Raw genomic sequence first — 18,308 nt, forward strand, 5'->3', positions numbered from 1 at the left:
GTGGAGGCTAGTCGGCGCGGCAGGCGCTAGTCGCCGCGGGCGCCGAAGACAATCTCGTCCCAGCTGGGGATACTTGACCGTTTTGGACGGGAGGGCTGGCGCTCTACGGCTGCCTCAGTGTCCTTGTGCGTGTTATGGTCCCCGGCATCAAGGGATGTCTTGTCCTCTGCTGCTGTCTCTGAATGCGATGCAGCACGATCAGACTGTGCTTGCGGGGTGGTGGCTCCACCAAGCAGTTCATCCAGCCCTGCCCGTTGCGTCTGGGTGGTCCCGGAATCGATTCGATCCGCATCTTTGGGATCAGGAGCGCTGGCCGCCCCCGGCTTGCGATCGGTTAAGGAAGTGACGGGCCGCAATGGGCTGGCGACAACGGTGATTTCGCGCGTCTCCGTGCTGACGCCGTCGTGGAGTTTCAGTGAGTCGTCGTCGTCTGAGTCATGGTTCCGGGGCGCGAGGCTTAGCCGGGACAGCATGGACGGACGTCCTTCCTTCCGCGGAGGCTCAGCCACAGGAGAAGCTTCTGGTTCTGGTTGATCCCCGGCGGGTTCCTCGGCCGGGTGTTGATCTTCAACGCCGGAACGTGGGTGGGCTGCGGGAACGTTGCTGAGCAGGACGGCCAAGGCGTCGTCGCCGTCTTCGTCCACGCCCAGGCGCTGCCCCCGGCGTGAGCGGAGCATTTCCAGGAGGCTGTCGGATTCCTTCGCAGACGCGCGCGCCGCGGTTTCGGCGTCGGTCTCGAAGTCGAAAGGGCGGTCCGAGACGGCGGCAAGCCGGCGTGCCGGAACGGGCCCGTCCAGAGGCTCCAACTCACTGAGCTGCTGAGCCCAGCGGTTGGCGTTCTGCAGGGATTTCCGCTGCGGACTGAACGTCCACATCGCCGGTGGCTCCTCGCCGATGCTTCCGTGCGTACCGGGGACCGCTTCAAAGCGCGCGACGACGGTCCAGGAACCGTCCGATCGGCGCCAGGAGTCCCATTCAACCGTTGAAGAATCGATGCCGTGCGCGGACAGGCGGTGGGCCACCATTTCGCCGAGGGTCGCTGGATTGTCGCCAAAGGCGGAGCGATAGATGTCCTGGCCTGGGGCCGGAGAAGCTACTTCAATGTTTCTGGCCTGCTGCGCAACGTACTCACGCTCGGCCAGGACAGGGCCTTCGTAGCGCTGCACGTTGGCAAGGGGCAGACCGGACAACTCCGCTACTTCAGCCGCCGTGGCTCCACTGCGGATTCTGGACTGAATATCCCTGGGGGACATGGCAATCGGGCTGTTTGACGCCCGCGCAGCGACCTGGGCGGGGGTCCTGCTCGTCGCGGCACGAAGTGCCTCGTCGATCGGAAGCTGGAACATCGCACCGCCGGGTCCGCTCAGGAGCAGATGCCCGCCGTCGTCGTGGACGCCTACCAGCCGTAGATCCTGCATAACACCCTCCACCACATGGCATAACTGACATTCGAAACTCTGCCACCCCCATTGCCCTTTTCCTACTAGGACAAAGGGCGTGCCGTGATATTCCGGCGAAAATGGCAGATTGCTGGGCGGATCCTTCCCCGCAATCCGAGCGCAATTTGCCGCCTCTGGACAATCGCCGGGCATGGGAGGACAATCTGGCCGATATCGGGCACAAATCCGGGGCGTCCGGCGTTACACCCTTAGACCGGCGGCGGGCAGTAAAATTCGCCAGGCCGGAATCCTACCCGGAGCAAGTACGGAGGACGAAGAAGGACCATGGCCACGGATTACGATGCCCCTCGAAAGACCGAGGAAGACGTCAGTGAGGACTCGATTGAGGAACTCAAGACGCGCCAGTCGGGGAAGCAATCCTCCGCGGTGGATGTCGATGAGACCGATCTTGCCGATGGCTTCGAGCTCCCGGGAGCGGACCTCTCCGGGGAAGAGCTCCTCATTCAAGTCATGCCACCACAGCCTGACGAATTCACATGCTACAACTGCTTCCTTGTGAAGCACCGCTCCCAGATCGCCACCGAGAGGGACGGACACCTGTACTGCACGGAATGCGAGAGCTAGCAGTATCAGCGCCTTCAGGAGCCAGGCACGGGGCGGAACTGGTGCCGGCCGGGCGCAGCGTTAATGCCCGCCGTGCGCAGCGTTAATGCCCGCCCAGTCGCTAATTCCCGCCCAGCGCAGCGACGAGTTCATCCGGCCTGCGCGAAGACACCAGCCAGTAGGGCGTACGATCGGCGGGATCGGTGATCTCGATTTTCACTACGGCATCTATCCACCCGCGGAAGCACATGTAGGCGAGGCCATTGAGGCGGGTTCCACGTTCGGCGGTGGCCTCACCTTTTTTGAACGCCTCGGTGGTGCCGACGAATTTGCGGTCGATGGTGGCTCGCCCCACCCTAAGGCTGTCCCGCGTAACGGTGATGGTGGGTGTTGTGACCACCAACAGGGTAGTCATGACGGCCAGAAGCACTAGGGCGGCGATGAGGCCCGCGGCGGCACTGATGGGTGCGAACATCAGGATTCCAGCGCTCGAGAGGCCCACGACGACAACCCAGATCCAGATGGTCGGCCATAATTTCTCGGTGAACAGCACCTCGGAGGCGGTATTCCGGGCAGGCATGGGGGCGGACTGGTCAGACGTAGGCATGGGTCCAGCTTATCGGCCCTTGGACCGGCTATATGCCCGGAGTGCCCGCATGGATGTGCCCCACGTAGAATGAACCACTGTGAGCAACGAGACCGCAGTATTCAGTAATGACACCACCGCAGCGTATGGCGCGCCCACTTTGGACGTTCAGCTGAAAATGCTCGACGCCGGGCTGGAAGCACCGTCCTACGCGCACCCGGGCGATGCCGGCGCGGACCTGCGGGCCCGCGAGGACGTGAAACTTGCCCCTGGGGAACGGAAATTGGTTCCGACGGGCGTTTCGATTGCCCTCCCGGATGGCTTTGTGGCACTGATCCACCCGCGGTCCGGACTCGCGACCAAACATGGCCTCACCGTTGTCAACGCACCCGGGACTGTGGACGCAGGCTACCGCGGCGAAATCGCGGTCACCTTGTTGAACACTGACCAAAACCAGGCCATTGAGCTCAAGCGCGGCGATAGAATTGCCCAAATGGTGATTCAGCGCGTCGAGTACGCACGCTTCGTGATGGTTGATGATCTATCCGACTCCGCCCGCGGTACGGGCGGCTTTGGTTCCACTGGCGGATTCAACGCACCGGTGGCCTGATAACCCACGGGGTTGCGGTTTACTTGGGGATAGACCACTACTAAGGAGACAACCCAATGCTTTTTGGGCGCGGTAAAAAGTCCAAGGCCGAGCGGCTGGAAACCGCTGGCACCGTCGAGGAAAACGACGCGGCTGAGGCAACAGCCCCTGCAACCGGCCCGTCCGGTACCAAGGGTGATTTCCGGCTTGGCAAAGGTCCTTGGGACATCGATGAGATCGAGGACCGCGACGGATACGTGGACCTCGGCGCTCTGCTGATCGCACCCTCCGACGGACTCCAGCTGCGGCTGGAGGTGGAAGAAGCTACCCAGCGCGTGGTGGCTGTGACCATGGACCTGGCTGGCTCAAGCCTTCAGCTCCAGGCGTTCGCTGCTCCGCGTTCGGAGGGTCTGTGGGACGAGATCCGCGAGCAGATCGGCCAATCCGTAGCCAGCCAGGGTGGCGAGACAGAAGAAGTAGCTGGAACGTTTGGCACGGAACTCGTCGCCAAGCTCCCCGCGGAAGCTACGGACGGCAGCCGGGGTTTCCGCGCTGCCCGCTTCATGGGCGTGGATGGTCCCCGGTGGTTCCTGCGTGGTGTCCTCGGCGGCGAAGCCGCACTGGACCGGGACGCTGCGGCTGCCTTGGAGGAGCTCTTCCGGCGAGTAGTGGTTGTCCGCGGCGACAATCCGATGCCTCCGCGCGAACTCTTGCAGCTGCGTCTGCCCAAGGACGCTGCCGCCCAGGCTCCATCCCACGTTCCCGATCCCGGTGCACAGCAAGGCGGTCCTGCCATGCAGCAGCCGGAGCGGGGACCGGAGATCACCCAGATTGGCTGATAAGCCCGGCTCGCCAGGACCGGCAGGCCAGCAGTCTCCGCCAGTGGGGGTTCGTGATCTCCCTGCCCGCGGCAGGGCCACCTGCACTGGATTCATCGAGTCTGTCACGCATCAGCCGCCAAGTGAGCAACCCTTCTTTTCAGCAGTTGTGGTGGATGCGTTGGAGCACAGTTTCCAGCCCTCTGTTGGTGGCGGGGGAGTTAAAAGGCCTTATGCACGGTTGCGCGTCATCTGGTTGGGCAGGAACCGTGTACCCGGGATTGAAGCAGGAGTGGAACTGCGCTTGAACGGCATGGTGACGCAAGTGGACGGCCTGCCTGCGATGTTCAATCCACGCTACGAAATACTTTCCCGTCAGGAGCACCTATGACCGTGGCCAATGGATCAGAGCCGAAGGATTCCGCACAGCCTACGCCAGGCAAGAGTGAAGCCACTGCCACAGGATCAGCCAAGACCCCGGCGGTCGAAACCCCGGGGGTCGCGGATTTGGCTGCGGGCTATGCAGAGAAGGCAGGGCTTCAGCGCAACAGTGCCGGCCATGTAGACATGTTGAAGTCTGCCGGGGGAGTGCAAGGCATCGCGGAGAGTATCCTCCCGGGCCTCGTTTTCCTTGTGGCCTTCACTGTAAGCCGCGACTTGACGGTTTCCCTGGTGGCGGCGCTGGCGACGGCGGCAATCTTCACTGTTGTCCGCCTGATCCAACGACGCCCGTTGACGCAGGCACTCGCCGGTGTGGTCGGCGTCGGGATTTCTGCTTGGTTGGCCAACACTACAGGGAAGGCCGAGGACTTCTACGTTCTCGGCTTCTTCACCAACATTGCCTATATCGCGGGCATGGTGCTTTCCATCGTCCTCAAGTGGCCCCTTGCCGGGTTGCTGTTCGGATTCGTCCGTAATGAGGGTCTCGAATGGCGCAAGGATCCCGAACGCCTGCGGGCGTACCAGCTTGGCACCTGGATTGTTGTGGCGGTGCTGGCGCTGCGGCTGGTGGTGCAGGTGCCCCTGTACTTCCTGGGTGAGCCAGGCCTGACGGCCTTGGCTACTACCCGGCTCCTCATGGGTGCACCGCTGTACATCCTTGGCCTGTGGGTGGCCTGGCTTGTTACCAAGCCGGCACCTCAGCCGTCGAAGCCGTCGTCCTCGGCCTGATCCGCAACGTTGGCATCGCCGTCGCGGGGCCCTTGGCCTGCCATCGACGCCGGTGACAACAGGGCGCGCAGGCCGTCCTCTGCCTGGATGGTGGTGACGAAGAACAGTTCGTCGCCACCATCGAGGACATCGTCCCGGCTTGGGGTGATGGGTGCCTGATCGCGCAGGATGGCTACCAAGGTGGCGTCTTCCGGCCATTCGATTGCGCCCACTGTGCTCCCAATGACGTGGGAGTCGTGGGGAACGGTGAATTCCACAATCGAGGCGACGCCGGTCTGCAGAGTCAACAGCCGGACGATGTCGCCGATTTCCACGGCTTCCTCAACCAGGGCAGTCATTAGCTGGGGAGTGTTGACGGCGACGTCCACACCCCATGAGTCATTGAACATCCAGTCGTTCTTGGGGTTGTTGACGCGTCCAACAGTGCGCCCTACGGCGAATTCCGTCTTGGCCAGCAGGGACACCACCAGGTTCACTTTGTCATCACCCGTCGCGGAAACCACGACGTCGGCATCCTCAAGTTTGGCGTCCTGCAGGGTACTGAGTTCGCAGGCATCGCCCACCAGCCAGCGCGCACCCCGAAGGCCGCTGCGGCCAATGACTTCAGGCTTGAGGTCGATGAGCAGGATCTGATGGTTGTGGGCCAGGAGCTCACGGGCAATGGACGAGCCGACGCTGCCTGCGCCAACGATGACAACTTTCACTAAGACTCCTTGGCCGGTGCTTTGGCGAGGACGCGGCTGATCTCCGAGGTCCTGTCCAGGCTCAACATTGCGTGGACGGTATCGCCTTCCTGATAGGCCGTGCCCGGCAGGGGCAGGAGGCCTTCACCAAAACGCGTCAGGAAGGCGACGCGAATCCCCGCGGCAGCTTCAATGGACGTCAGGCTATGGCCGATCCATCCCTCGTGCAGGTCCACCTCTGCCAGGACGAGCCGCCCGGATGGCTCCCGGTAATCGCCGGCGAGGTGCTGTTCGGGAAGGATGCGCCTGAGGACCTGGTCGGCGCTCCAGCGCACGGCAGCTACGGTGGGAATGCCGAGGCGCTGGTAAATTTCGGCGCGTCCGGGATCGTAGATGCGGGCCACGACGTGTGCCACATGGAAAGTCTCACGTGCTACCCGGGTGGCCAGGATATTGGAATTGTCACCACTGGAAACTGCGGCGAATGCGTAAGCCTCTTCCACTCCGGCCTGCTTGAGTGTGTCCCTGTCGAAACCCACGCCGGTGACCTTGCGGCCGGTAAACGTGTTGCGAAGCCTACGGAACGCCCGCTCGTCCTGGTCGATGATGGCCACCGAATGGCCGGCGTCTTCCAAAGTGTGTGCCAGGGTTGCGCCAACACGGCCGCAACCCATGATCACGAAGTGAGCCACCGTGTCTCCTTATGTGTGTTTACCGTGCCGCTGCGTAAGACTTTACCGGTGCGATGGACGTAAGGCGGAGACCGCCGTCATGACATCGCTGGGGATTCAGAGTAGTTTTGCGAAAGTGTTGACAATACTGAATGCTGCGAAGCGTGTGTTGGTGGGCCGGCCAGTCCGGAATGACCGCCTATCCCACACCCTCTTGCCCAAACGCATCGCTTTGCCGATCTTCGCCTCGGACGCCCTGTCTTCAGTGGCCTACGCGCCGGATGAAATCCTGCTGACCCTTGCTCTCGCCGGTGTCAGTGCCGTGGCATTCTCCCCCTTCGTCGGCTTGGCCGTGATGGTGGTGTTGCTCACAGTGGTTGCCTCCTATCGGCAGAATGTGCACGCCTACCCATCGGGCGGAGGCGACTATGAGATCGCCAACGTCAACCTGGGCAAATATGCCGGGCTCACCGTCGCTTCGGCGCTCCTGGTGGACTACGTCCTGACCGTTGCGGTGTCGATGTCGTCCGCCGCCGCCTACCTCACCACGGCGATCCCTTCATTGCACGGGCAACAGGCGATGATCGCGACTGTGGGCGTGATCATTCTCGCCTTGGTCAACCTGCGTGGCATCAAGGAGGCCGGCTCGGTCTTTGCCGTCCCCACCTATATCTTCATGGCGTCCATCCTGGGCATGACCCTCGTGGGCATCTTCCAGGCCCTTACGGGACAACTGGGCCAGGCGCCGTCCGCCAACTTCACCATCGTGCCCCAGGCCGGCTTCGATGAAGGTCTCGTTGGACTCGCCGGTGCGTTCCTGTTGCTCCGTGCGTTTTCCTCGGGCGCCGCGGCCTTGACGGGCGTGGAGGCGATCAGCAACGGCGTGCCCAATTTCCAGAAGCCCAAGAGCAAGAACGCTGCCACAACCCTGCTGTTACTGGGAGCGATCGCGGCCGCCATGCTGGCCGGCATCCTTTACCTCGCCAACGCCACGAAGGTCCACATTGTTCTGGATCCCGCCAAAGAGTTCCTTCTTGATGGCAAGCCGTTGCCCGAGGGCTATATCCAGAACCCGGCCATCAGCCAGATCGCAGACACCATTTTTGGGGCAGGTTCCATCCCGTTTTATATCGTGGTGGCTGCCACCGGCGTCATTCTTGTTTTCGCTTCCAACACCGCTTTCAACGGCTTTCCTGTCCTGGGTTCCATCCTGGCGCAGGACGGCTACCTTCCCCGCCAGCTCCGCACCCGCGGCGACAGGCTGGCATTCAGCAACGGTGTGCTGGCCTTGGCTGCCGGAGCGCTGGTGCTCATCCTTTCGTTCAACGCTGATGTCACCAAGCTCATCCAGCTGTACATCGTGGGTGTCTTCATTTCCTTCACCGCCAGCCAGCTTGGCATGGTCCGCCACTGGGGGCGTGAACTGAAACTGGCGCGGGACAAATCGGTCCGCCGCAGGATCATCAAGTCGAGGACCATCAACATGGTGGGCTTCGGCATGACCGGGCTGGTCTTGGTCATCGTCCTGATCACCAAGTTTGAGCAAGGTGCCTGGATCGCCCTTCTGGCAATGTTCGTGCTGTTCCTCATCATGTGGAGTATCCGGGCACACTATGACAATGTTGCCAAGGAGTTGGCAGTTGACGAGGATTCATCGCCGCGCGCATTGCCTACCCGTGTCCACGCCGTACTGCTTGTTTCGCACGTCCGCAAGCCTGTTTTGCGTGCCCTGGCCTATGCCCGGGCCTCGCGGCCTTCGCGACTCGACGCGGTCACCGTGGATATCAACTCCGAAGAGACAGAACATACCGTCCGGGATTGGGAGAAGCTGGAAATTCCAGTACCGCTCACGGTGCTGGCCAGCCCCTACCGTGAAACCGTGACTCCCATCATGGAGTACATCAAGAACATGAGACGCGACTCACCCCGCGACTTGATCGTGGTGTACATCCCTGAATACGTCGTGGGCAAATGGTGGGAGCAGTTGGTCCACAACCAGACGGCACTCAGAATCAAGACGCGGCTCCACTTTGAACCTGGAGTCATGGTTGCCAGCGTTCCGTGGCAGCTAAAGTCCTCCGAAGAAGCAAAGGCACTGCAGGATACCCAATGACCTCCCACAGCATTTCACCCGTCACTGACACCAGCGGAGGCCAAGGTGCACCCGGCACCGAGCTGACCGTTGACGTTGGCCCTGTCGCGCATGGCGGCCATTTCGTCGCACGCCACGAGGGTCGCGTCATCTTCGTACGCCACGGCATTCCAGGGGAGAAGGTCCGGATTCGATTGACCGACTCCGGCGACTCGTCCCGCTTCTGGCGTGCCGACGTCGTGGAGGTCCTGGAAGCCTCGCCGGACCGCGTGCCGCACTTCTGGAAGCCGGCGGATTCGCTGACGGCCTGGAAGCACGGAAATCCGCCCGTGGGCGGTGCCGAGCTCGGCCACATTTCCCTGCAGCGGCAGCGCGCCCTCAAGGCTGAAGTGCTGTCCGAACAGCTCAAGAGACTCGCTGGCCTGGACCTTGGGGTGGAGGTTGAGGGTGTAGGTGCGAACGACGACGGCGGACTCGGCTGGCGTACGCGCGCCAGCTTTGCTGTGACCCCCAAGGGGCGGCTGGGCATGCACGCCCACCGTTCCGACGTCGTGGTGCCCATCCGGGAGATGCCGTTGGCGCTTCCGGGAATCAACGACCTCAAGCTGTGGGACCTCGATCTCAGCGGGATAGCACGCGTAGAAGTGGCGACGCCTGCCAATGGCTCCAGGCCGCTGGTGCTGCTGGCGCCGGAGGAAACGACCAGTCCCAAGCGGCTGCACAGCGTCCTTTCGCAGTTGCCGAATGACGTCTCCGTAGCGAGCTTCGATCCCGGCAAGGGCCAGGTGCTGCAACTTCGGGGGCGGACCTGGGTGCAGGAATCGGCGGCAGGGCATGAGTACCGTGTGACGGGCGAAGGCTTCTGGCAGATTCATAAGGACGCGCCGGAGACCCTGGTGGACGCGGTGACCGGCTACCTCGCAGGCGGAGGGTATCTCCAACCCGGTGCTGCGGTGGCGGACCTCTACGCCGGTGCCGGCCTGTTTACGGCTCCTTTGGCTGATGCGGTAGGCATTACGGGCTCGGTATTGTCCGTTGAAGGATCGCCCGGCACCAGCCGTGACGCGCGCAAGAACCTGCACGGAGAATCCCACGTTGAGATCGTGCAGGGACGAGTGGAGCGGGTATTGCACCAGCGTCCCCGGAACTTCGATTCCCTGGTCCTTGACCCACCGCGCGTGGGGGCCGGAAAAGCGGTGGTAAACCAACTCATGGCCTCACATCCCCGGGCAATTGCCTATGTGTCCTGTGATCCGGCTTCTTTTGCACGTGATCTGGGTTACTTCCAGCAAGGCGGTTGGCGGTTGGAGTCATTGAGGGCATTCGACCTGTACCCCCACACGCATCACTTGGAGACCGTCAGCCTCATCGTTCCCGCCGGTTAGGCCGGTTATCGCCCGCCACGCCACCGGATGGCGGGCGATACGTGGGGTGCCGCATTTAGTGGAGCTGCCGTGCAGCCGTGCTTGAACGTGATCGATGCCACTACGATGGGCATAGTAGTCCCACATAGCAGCCCCGCTCCGCATGGTTCCGCGCGGGGGACAGGGGTTGACCAACTGAGAGTGCCGCCCGGCTAAGTAAGGTGCGCCTAACTGGCTAGCGGCCAACCACGCGACAAAGATGAAACTGTTGCGAGAGGAGTCCTGCCATGAGCACTGTGGACAGCTTCGGTTCCAAAGGCGTACTGAATGTAGCCGGCACCGATTATGAAATTTTCCGGTTGAACTCCGTAGAGGGCGCAGACAGCCTTCCGTTCAGCCTCAAAGTATTGCTTGAAAACCTCCTGCGGACTGAGGATGGCGCCAATATAACGGCTGACCACGTCCGCGCCCTGGCCGGTTGGGACCCCAATGCGGAGCCCGACACGGAAATCCAGTTCACCCCTGCCCGCGTCATCATGCAGGACTTCACCGGCGTACCCTGCGTTGTAGACCTCGCCACCATGCGCGAGGCCGTGAAGGAACTTGGCGGCGACCCCAAGCGCGTCAACCCGCTGGCACCCGCCGAAATGGTCATCGACCACTCCGTCCAGATCGACGCCTTCGGTAACTCCGGCGCACTGGAGCGCAACATGGAGATCGAATACCAGCGCAATGGTGAGCGCTACCAGTTCCTGCGGTGGGGCCAGACGGCCTTCGATGACTTCAAGGTTGTTCCCCCGGGAACCGGTATTGTCCACCAGGTCAACATCGAGTACCTGGCCCGCACCGTCATGACCCGTGAGATCGACGGCGTGCTGCGTGCCTACCCGGACACCTGCGTTGGAACCGACTCCCACACCACCATGGTCAACGGCCTGGGCATCCTGGGCTGGGGCGTCGGCGGCATCGAAGCAGAGGCTGCCATGCTTGGCCAGCCCGTCTCCATGCTGATTCCGCGCGTTGTGGGCTTCAAGCTCAGCGGCAGCATCCCGGCCGGCGCCACCGCAACGGACGTCGTGCTGACCATCACCGAAATGCTGCGCAAGCACGGCGTGGTGGGCAAGTTCGTTGAATTCTACGGTGAAGGCGTTGCCGCTGTGCCGCTGGCGAACCGCGCCACCATCGGAAACATGAGCCCGGAATTCGGTTCCACGGCCGCTATGTTCCCGATTGACGATGTCACCTTGGAGTACCTGCGCCTGACCGGCCGGTCCGAAGAGAATGTCGCCCTTGTGGAGGCCTACACCAAGGAACAGGGCCTCTGGCACGATCCTTCCCGCGAGCTGCGTTTCTCCGAGTTCCTCGAGCTGGACCTTTCAACGGTTGTTCCGTCCATCTCCGGCCCGAAGCGTCCCCAGGACCGCATTGAGCTGACGGATGCCAAGGAGCAGTTCCGCAAGGACATCCACAACTACGTCGCAATTGAAGACGGTAGCGTGGACGAATCATTGGACGAATCGTTCCCGGCTTCGGATGCTCCGTCCTTCACCCACGCCGACTCGCACACCACGGAAACGGCACGCGTTGTGTCCGCCGCCAACGGTGCGCAGGGCCGTCCGTCCGCACCCGTGCACGTGAAGACCGCAGATGGCCGTGAATTTGAGTTGGACCACGGTGCCGTGTCGATCGCCTCGATCACTTCCTGCACCAACACGTCCAACCCGTCCGTCATGTTGGCCGCTGCGCTGCTTGCACGCAACGCTGTTGACAAGGGCCTGACTGCCAAGCCGTGGGTCAAGACTTCCGTGGCTCCGGGCTCGAAGGTTGTCACGGACTACTACGAGAAGTCCGGTCTTACCCCGTACCTGGAGAAGCTCGGCTTCTACATCGTGGGCTACGGCTGCGCCACCTGCATCGGCAACTCCGGTCCGTTGGAACCGGAGATTTCCGAGGCTATCCAGGCCAACGACCTCTCCGTGACGGCCGTCCTCTCGGGCAACCGCAACTTCGAAGGCCGCATCAACCCGGACGTCAAGATGAACTACCTGGCGTCCCCGCCGCTGGTCATCGCTTACGCCCTGGCCGGTTCCATGGACTTCGACTTCGACACCGATGCCCTGGGCACGGACTCCGAGGGCAACGAGGTCTTCCTGAAGGACATCTGGCCGAACCCCACCGAGGTCCAGGAAGTCATCGATTCCTCGATCGACGAAGCCATGTTCGCCAAGGGCTACGAGGGCGTCTTCGACGGCGACGAGCGCTGGAAGGCACTCGACACGCCTGCAGGCGACACCTTCGCCTGGGCCGAGGACTCCACGTACGTACGCAAGCCCCCATACTTCGAGGGCATGAAGGCACAGCCGGACCCCGTCCAGGACATCCAGGGCGCCCGTGTGTTGCTGAAGCTGGGCGATTCCGTCACCACGGACCACATCTCCCCGGCCGGCTCCTTCAAGTCGGACACCCCCGCTGGCCAGTACCTCCTGGCAAACGGCGTGGAGCGCAAGGACTTCAACTCCTACGGCTCCCGCCGCGGTAACCATGAAGTCATGATCCGCGGTACCTTCGCCAACATCCGCATCAAGAACCAGCTCCTGGACGGCGTCGAGGGTGGCTTCACCCGCGACTTCAGCCAGGAAGGCGCACCCCAGGCCTACGTTTACGATGCCGCGCAGAACTACCAGGCTGCGGGAACGCCGCTGGTTGTCCTTGCAGGCAAGGAATACGGTTCCGGATCCTCCCGTGACTGGGCAGCCAAGGGCACTGCACTCCTGGGTGTCAAGGCAGTCGTTGCCGAGAGCTACGAGCGCATCCACCGCTCCAACCTCATCGGCATGGGCGTTCTTCCGCTGCAGTTCCCCGCCGGCGAGTCCGCTGCAACGCTGGGCCTGACCGGCACGGAGACCTTCGCGGTTGAAGGCGTCACGGCGCTGAACAACGGCACCACGCCCAAGACGCTAAAGGTAACGGCAACGGCGGAGGACGGCACGTCCAAGTCCTTCGACGCCGTCCTGCGCATCGATACCCCGGGTGAAGCGGACTACTACCGCAACGGTGGAATCCTGCAGTACGTCCTGCGTCAAATTAGCGGTTCTTGAGCTGACGAGCTCGGACAAGTGCCCCGTCAGGCTTCGGCCTGGCGGGGCACTTGTGCTTTGTCGGTTCGTACTCCGTCGTGTGTTTCCGGAGTAGGTTGGCACTGCTGTCCTGGCACTTGCAGGCGCATCGTCATCGTGGTGCTGCCGGAATAGCTCTTTCAGTCAGGAATTAAGGGTGATTGCCGGTTGGGAGGCGGGCTGGAGCTCAAGGCCTCCCAACCGGCCGGGGTGCGTGCAGGCGGTTACTTGCGGCTGGCCGGCATGAGGAACTTCCACGGGGTGTTCTCAAGAGATAGCGGCATGGGGACTTCGATCACGGTGGGGCGCTGGGCCTCGATGGCCTGTTCAATGGCGCGCTTCAGTTCTGCCGGAGTTTGGGCTTTGAGCCCCAGAGCACCAAATGATTCGGCGAAGGTGACGAAGTTAGGGTTGCGCAGTCCGGAGGCCGTTTCCTGACCGTAGATACGCAGTTGGTCGGCTTTGACGTTGCCGAAGGCTGCGTTGTTGAACACGATCGTGATGACGTTGAGCCCGTACTGGACTGCGGTGGCGAGTTCCTGTGCCCCGTACATGAAGCCACCATCACCGGTAACGGAGATGACCACTTTATCCCGGTTGCCGGCCTGGACCCCGAGCGCGGTCGGGAAGCCGAAGCCGAGATTGCCTTGGTAACCGCAGGTGATGAAATGCCTGGGTTCAAACATCTCGATCGCGAAAAACGAGGAGAACCCGATCTGGGAGACCTCCTCGACGAAGAACCCGTCACGCGGAAGTGCTTCGCGAATGGCGCTGAGGTAGTCCGTGTGTGGTGCAAGTCCAGCGATTTCTGTTTGTTTGGCTGCCTTCACGGCAGCGAATTCTTCGTGCCGTGATTTGCGGGCGGGCGCTGTCTCGAGGGCGTTTACGAGCTCAGCGGTTGCTTCTTTCGCGTCGGCGGTGATGCCGAGGTGTGGCTGGAGGCGGTCGTGCTGGGTGGGGTCGATGTCCAGGTTGATGTGGATGAGGTTCCCAGGCTTGTCCGGCCAGCGGAACCACATGAGTTCCTGCCGGGATCCGATGCCGAGCAAGACGTCAGTCTCACTCCAGAGTTCGAAGCCCGCGGCGCAGGTGAAGCCCAGCGGGTGGCTGTCCGGGATGATTCCCCGTCCGCCCCGGAAGGAGACGACTGGTGCTTGGAGTTGCTCGGCCAGGGCCTGGATCTCCGGCCCCGCGTGCCGGGCACCGCTGCCAACCATGATCATCGGGTTCTTGGCAGCAGCCAGGATGTCGGCTGCTTCTCGCAGAACGTGCTGATTGAGTCGCGGTGCCGGCGCCTGCCACGGCTGGTTTTCGGGCATTGCGGCCTGCTGCGTCAGGACGTCCCAGGGAACAGCGACCACGGCAGGGCCGGGCCTGCCGCTGCCTGCTTGGCGGAAGGCTTCATCGACGATGGAGGGGACCAGTGCGGGGTCCAGGACGTTTTCTGCCCACTTGGCGAAGGATTTGATGGTTGCGAGTTGGTCGGGCATCTCGTGGAGGTGGCCCATGCCGCGGCCCATGTAGTCGGTAGGGATTTCGCTAGTCAGGCACACGATCGGTGTGCTGGTTGAGAGGGCGGTCAGGATTCCGGCTCCGGCGTTCAGGATGCCGGGCCCGGGAACGACGCTGAAGACACCGGTTTTGCCCGTGGATTGGGCGTATCCGAGAGCCATGTAGGCGCACGCTTGTTCGTGGCGGGCACCGATCAGTTCGATGCTGTCTTCTTCCCTGAGGGCGTTGAACAGCTCATAGCTTTGCACCCCGGGGATGCCGAAAACGGTATTGACTCCGTGGGCGCGGAGGCCGTCGATGACGGCCTGGCCGGCGGTGCGGGTTTTGCGGGTTTCGGGTTTGGTGCAGGTGGTTGGATTGTCGAGGGTTTCGGAGGTCATACGTTGTCTTCCTGTGGTTCGGGGATTTTGGTCGAGCGGCGGGTGATGGCGATGCCGCTGAGCGCAATGAGGGCGGTGGCTGCGAAGGTCAGCAGCAGCTGGGTGCGGGTGCCGGCGTCGAGCATGGCGACGATGGTGATCAATAGCAGGAGGCCGACGGCGGTGTAGGACAGGTATGGGAACAGGGGCATCCGATACGTGGCAGGGGCGAACGGCGTTGTCCCGCGGTCCCTGCTGCGGCGGAGTTTGATCTGGGATGCGGCGATAGAGGCCCAGATGACGATGATGGTGGAACCGACTATGGCAAGCAGGGTTTCCAGGACTTTGCCGGGGAAGATCGCTTCGAGCATGGCGGCGATGAACCCGAAGGCAACGGTCCAGAGCACGGCGGGGCGGGGAACGCTGTTGGTGGCGGTTTTCTTCAGGTAAGCCGGTGCATGACGGCGCTGTGCGAGGGAGTGCAGCATGCGGGAAGCGCCATAGATATTGGCATTCAGGGCGCTGAGAAGGGCGAACACAGCGACGAGGGCCATGACTGTCCCCGCCGCGGGCAGACCAGCAACGTTCAGCAACGCGGCGAAGGGCCCTTCGGGTGCGTTGGCTGCTTCGGGGCTGAGTGCTGCAACGATGATGAAGACCGAGCCTACGTAGAAGACGCAGATCCGCCAGGCGACGGTGCGGATGGCCGTGGCAACGCTCTTTTCGGGGTCCTTGGTCTCGCCGGCGGCGATGGCTACGATTTCGGTTCCGCCGAAGGCGAAGATCACGATCAGCAGCCCTGCGCCGATTCCTGCTGCGCCCTTTGGTGCAAAGTCGCTGAAGTTGGACAATCCGGGGCTGGTGCCGTTGAGCACACCCAAGAGAAGGAGTGCTCCGACGAGGAGGAAGGCCAGGATGACTGCGACCTTGATGAAGGCGAACCAGAATTCGAACTCGCCGTACTTGGCGACAGCGAACATGTTCACTGCGGTCAGCGCGGCCATGAAGACCGTCGCGAGCAGCCAGGTGGGCGGCATGGGTGTGCCCGCAGGGGCCGATTTGAGGACGCCGGTCAGGATCGCCGCTGCGCCGCCGGCTTCAGCGGCAACGACGACAGCGAGCTGGACCCAGTAGAGCCATCCGATGGTGTAGCCAGCCACAGGGCCGAACGCCGTTTCTGCGTGGGTTGAGAAGGCGCCGCTGGCCGGGTTCGCGGCGGAGAGCTCACCGATCATCCACATGATGAGGATGACCAGGGCGCCGGCAACGATATAGGAGACCAGGATGGCAGGGCCCGCGGCGGCGACACCTTTGCCACTGCCGAGGAACAGGCCGGCGCCGATGGCGCCGCCAAGGCCCATCATGGTCAGCTGGCGTGGCTTCAGGCCACGGACTGTCCGCGTTGATGAGCCGGCGGTCTTTGCAGAGGTGGCGAATGTTGATGTTGGGGTCATTTGTGCTGTCCTACCTTTCTCCGGTGCGCTGGGTAGTGGCGGTGAAGCGGGAAAAAGCATTCTTTGCTGCTTCGAGGGCCTTCGCGTTTGCCTCGACGGTGCCGATGCTGATGCGGATGCCATCGCCGGGGTAAGCCCGGACGATGACTCCGGCGTTGGTGAAGATTTCCTCCAGTTCGTCGGTGGCTTCCCCAGTGCGGAGCCACAGGAAGTTGCCATCCGATGCGACGACGTCCCAGCCGATACGGACCAATCCGCTGTGCAGCTTTTCTCGTTCGGCAACCAAGGTAGTGATGCGGGCTTTGATCTCGTCTTCGGCGTTGAGGCTGGCCAGCGCGGCCGTCTGTGCCAGGGCGGAGACTCCGAAAGGAATGGCGACCGCACGCAGGGCGGCGGAGATGTAGTCGGGTGCGATGGCGTAGCCGATGCGCAGTCCAGCCAGGCCGTAGGCCTTCGAGAAGGTGTGCAGGACGACTACGTTCGGGTAGGTCCGAAAGAAGTCGATGCCGTGCGCTGCGGAGGGGTCGACGTTGAAGTGAACGTAGGCTTCGTCGATAACCACCAGCACATCCTGTGGAATTGACTCCATGAACGTGTGCAGTTCCCCGGCCGTGACAGAGGTTCCGGTCGGGTTGTTCGGCGTACACAGGAAAATCAGCCGGGTTCTGTGGGTGACCGCTGCGGACATCGCGGGTAAGTCGTGGCGTTCGTCCGTGGTCAGCGGCACATGGACCGCGGTCGCGCCTGCCAGTGCCGTCAGCATGGGGTACGCCTCAAAGGAGCGCCACGCAAAGATCACCTCGTCGCCTTCGCCGGCGACGGCCCGGATGATCTGGGAGGCGACTTCCACGGAACCTGCACCGAAACTGACAGAGCCCGCCGGAACATCCCAGCGCTTGGCCACAGCTTCGGTAATCGCGGCACAGGCCATGTCCGGGTAGACATTGATGCCGGCAGCGGATTTCTCCACGGTTTCCCGCACCGAAGGAAGCGGTGGATAGGGGTTCTCATTCGATGACAGCTTGTACTGAACGACGTCGGAGACAGCCGGGAATTTGCCGGGCTTGTAGGCGGGAAGGACACGTAGCGCGGAGCGCAGTTGCACGCGTTCCGCAGTAGATGATGGGGGCAAAACGTTTTCCATGAGAGGTGATCTCCTTCACGAAGAGCAGTGGGATGACTCACGTTCGCAGGGGAAGGGCAAGCCTGACAACTGGTCAATCCCAAACTATCCGTTATGTATAAATCTCCCTTCAGATGCCCAAAAAAGACTTACACTTTGTAAGTCATAAAGTGTGAACGGGCAGGAGCCAACGATGAAGATCGACGAACTGGACGCGAAGATCGTGGAGCTCTTTACCGCCGACGCGGACATCGGCGTCCTGGCCGCTTCCAGAAAGTTGGGCGTCGCCCGCCCCACCGTCCAGGCCCGGCTGGACAAACTGAAAAAGACAGGCGTCATTCAGCAGATCGCCCCGATCCTGAACCCCGCCAAATTCGGGTTCCCCGTCATGGCGTTCGTCTCGGTGGAGATCTCTCAAAACGTCGGTCACGTCTCCGTCGGCGCCGCACTGGAAGTCATCCCCGAGATCGTGGAAATGTACACCGTCTCAGGCGACCAGGACGTCCTCATCCGCATCGTCGCCGAATCAAACGACGACCTGCAACGTGTCCTGGATTCCATCTCCCGCACCGGAGCAGTCACCAGGACCCGCAGTGCGATCGTCCTGCAGACCCACTTCCAGAACAGGGTCCTGCCGCTGTTCAACGTGGTCGGCCGGAAGAGGGTCGAGGCCTTGGAACGCTGATTGTCGCCATTCCCGGAAATCCTCCAACAGGCGCGAAAACGCCAGCCCCGGGCACGCGCTAGAGTTAACAGGCACGTCATTCA

16 protein-coding genes are annotated in these 18,308 nt (G+C 62.4%); 9 read left to right on the forward strand and 7 right to left on the reverse strand.

From position 1 onward, the window contains the following. Positions 1-26: 26 nt before the first annotated feature. Positions 27-1,418 (reverse strand): septation protein SepH, encoded by a 1,392-nt coding sequence (gene sepH / locus ACFX4T_RS10815; RefSeq protein ID WP_377651800.1) that lies wholly within the window; start codon positions 1,416-1,418, stop codon positions 27-29. Between the two features lie 306 nt (positions 1,419-1,724). Here sepH and ACFX4T_RS10820 point away from each other — a divergent pair, with 306 nt between their 5' ends. Beyond that, positions 1,725-2,024, forward strand: a complete 300-nt coding sequence (locus tag ACFX4T_RS10820) for a DUF4193 domain-containing protein (RefSeq protein ID WP_216923072.1) — start codon at positions 1,725-1,727, stop codon at positions 2,022-2,024. A 100-nt stretch (positions 2,025-2,124) separates the two neighbouring features. Here ACFX4T_RS10820 and ACFX4T_RS10825 read toward each other — a convergent pair whose 3' ends face one another. Continuing rightward, entirely contained in the window at positions 2,125-2,610 is a 486-nt protein-coding gene (locus ACFX4T_RS10825; RefSeq protein WP_377651802.1) for a DUF3093 domain-containing protein, read from the reverse strand. Positions 2,611-2,689: 79 nt separating this feature from the next. Between ACFX4T_RS10825 and dut the strand changes: the two genes are divergently transcribed. Genes dut through ACFX4T_RS10845 form a run of 4 tightly spaced genes read left to right on the forward strand, consistent with a single transcriptional unit; the run spans position 2,690 to position 5,166 of the window. After that, positions 2,690-3,199, forward strand: a complete 510-nt coding sequence (gene dut / locus ACFX4T_RS10830) for a dUTP diphosphatase (protein ID WP_216923078.1) — start codon at positions 2,690-2,692, stop codon at positions 3,197-3,199. A gap of 56 nt (positions 3,200-3,255) precedes the next feature. Beyond that, complete coding sequence (locus ACFX4T_RS10835; protein ID WP_216923080.1) at positions 3,256-4,017, forward strand: DUF3710 domain-containing protein; 762 nt, start codon at positions 3,256-3,258, stop codon at positions 4,015-4,017. Positions 4,018-4,060: 43 nt separating this feature from the next. Continuing rightward, positions 4,061-4,387, forward strand: coding sequence for a hypothetical protein (locus ACFX4T_RS10840; RefSeq protein ID WP_216923082.1), 327 nt, complete (start codon positions 4,061-4,063; stop codon positions 4,385-4,387). Then, the gene (locus tag ACFX4T_RS10845; protein WP_216923084.1) at positions 4,384-5,166 is read left to right on the forward strand and encodes a DUF3159 domain-containing protein; all 783 of its coding nucleotides are present in this window, start codon (positions 4,384-4,386) and stop codon (positions 5,164-5,166) included. Before ACFX4T_RS10840 ends, ACFX4T_RS10845 begins: the two co-directional genes overlap by 4 nt. Here the strand turns inward: ACFX4T_RS10845 and ACFX4T_RS10850 are convergent. Both ACFX4T_RS10850 and ACFX4T_RS10855 read right to left on the reverse strand, forming a co-directional pair. After that, positions 5,136-5,870: a TrkA family potassium uptake protein gene (locus ACFX4T_RS10850; RefSeq protein WP_216923086.1), complete on the reverse strand. Its 735-nt coding sequence runs from the start codon at positions 5,868-5,870 to the stop codon at positions 5,136-5,138. The two genes, ACFX4T_RS10845 and ACFX4T_RS10850, sit on opposite strands and share 31 nt — an antisense overlap. Continuing rightward, complete coding sequence (locus tag ACFX4T_RS10855) at positions 5,870-6,541, reverse strand: TrkA family potassium uptake protein (protein WP_216923088.1); 672 nt, start codon at positions 6,539-6,541, stop codon at positions 5,870-5,872. Before ACFX4T_RS10855 ends, ACFX4T_RS10850 begins: the two co-directional genes overlap by 1 nt. Before the next feature lie 115 nt (positions 6,542-6,656). Here ACFX4T_RS10855 and ACFX4T_RS10860 point away from each other — a divergent pair, with 115 nt between their 5' ends. From ACFX4T_RS10860 to acnA, 3 genes are all read left to right on the forward strand, one after another. Beyond that, positions 6,657-8,633, forward strand: a complete 1,977-nt coding sequence (locus tag ACFX4T_RS10860; protein ID WP_216923089.1) for an APC family permease — start codon at positions 6,657-6,659, stop codon at positions 8,631-8,633. After that, positions 8,630-9,997, forward strand: a complete 1,368-nt coding sequence (locus tag ACFX4T_RS10865; protein ID WP_377651804.1) for a class I SAM-dependent RNA methyltransferase — start codon at positions 8,630-8,632, stop codon at positions 9,995-9,997. The genes ACFX4T_RS10860 and ACFX4T_RS10865 overlap by 4 nt, the downstream gene beginning before the upstream one ends. Positions 9,998-10,263: 266 nt before the next feature. Then, complete coding sequence (acnA, locus tag ACFX4T_RS10870; RefSeq protein WP_216923093.1) at positions 10,264-13,074, forward strand: aconitate hydratase AcnA; 2,811 nt, start codon at positions 10,264-10,266, stop codon at positions 13,072-13,074. Between the two features lie 242 nt (positions 13,075-13,316). Here the strand turns inward: acnA and ACFX4T_RS10875 are convergent, their stop codons facing one another. Genes ACFX4T_RS10875 through hisC form a run of 3 tightly spaced genes read right to left on the reverse strand, consistent with a single transcriptional unit; the run spans position 13,317 to position 17,561 of the window. After that, positions 13,317-14,984, reverse strand: coding sequence for a thiamine pyrophosphate-dependent enzyme (locus ACFX4T_RS10875; protein ID WP_377651805.1), 1,668 nt, complete (start codon positions 14,982-14,984; stop codon positions 13,317-13,319). Beyond that, on the reverse strand, positions 14,981-16,417 hold the full coding sequence (locus tag ACFX4T_RS10880) for an amino acid permease (RefSeq protein ID WP_377651806.1): 1,437 nt from the start codon (positions 16,415-16,417) through the stop codon (positions 14,981-14,983). The genes ACFX4T_RS10875 and ACFX4T_RS10880 overlap by 4 nt, the downstream gene beginning before the upstream one ends. Positions 16,418-16,427: 10 nt before the next feature. Then, entirely contained in the window at positions 16,428-17,561 is a 1,134-nt protein-coding gene (hisC, locus tag ACFX4T_RS10885) for a histidinol-phosphate transaminase (RefSeq protein WP_377651808.1), read from the reverse strand. Positions 17,562-17,733: 172 nt separating this feature from the next. Between hisC and ACFX4T_RS10890 the strand changes: the two genes are divergently transcribed. Then, on the forward strand, positions 17,734-18,225 hold the full coding sequence (locus ACFX4T_RS10890; protein WP_216923100.1) for an Lrp/AsnC family transcriptional regulator: 492 nt from the start codon (positions 17,734-17,736) through the stop codon (positions 18,223-18,225). Positions 18,226-18,308 lie beyond the last annotated feature (83 nt).

Origin of the sequence: Paenarthrobacter sp. YIM B13468 (assembly GCF_042788025.1) — a bacterium.
Classification (GTDB): Bacteria; Actinomycetota; Actinomycetes; order Actinomycetales; family Micrococcaceae; genus Arthrobacter; species Arthrobacter aromaticivorans.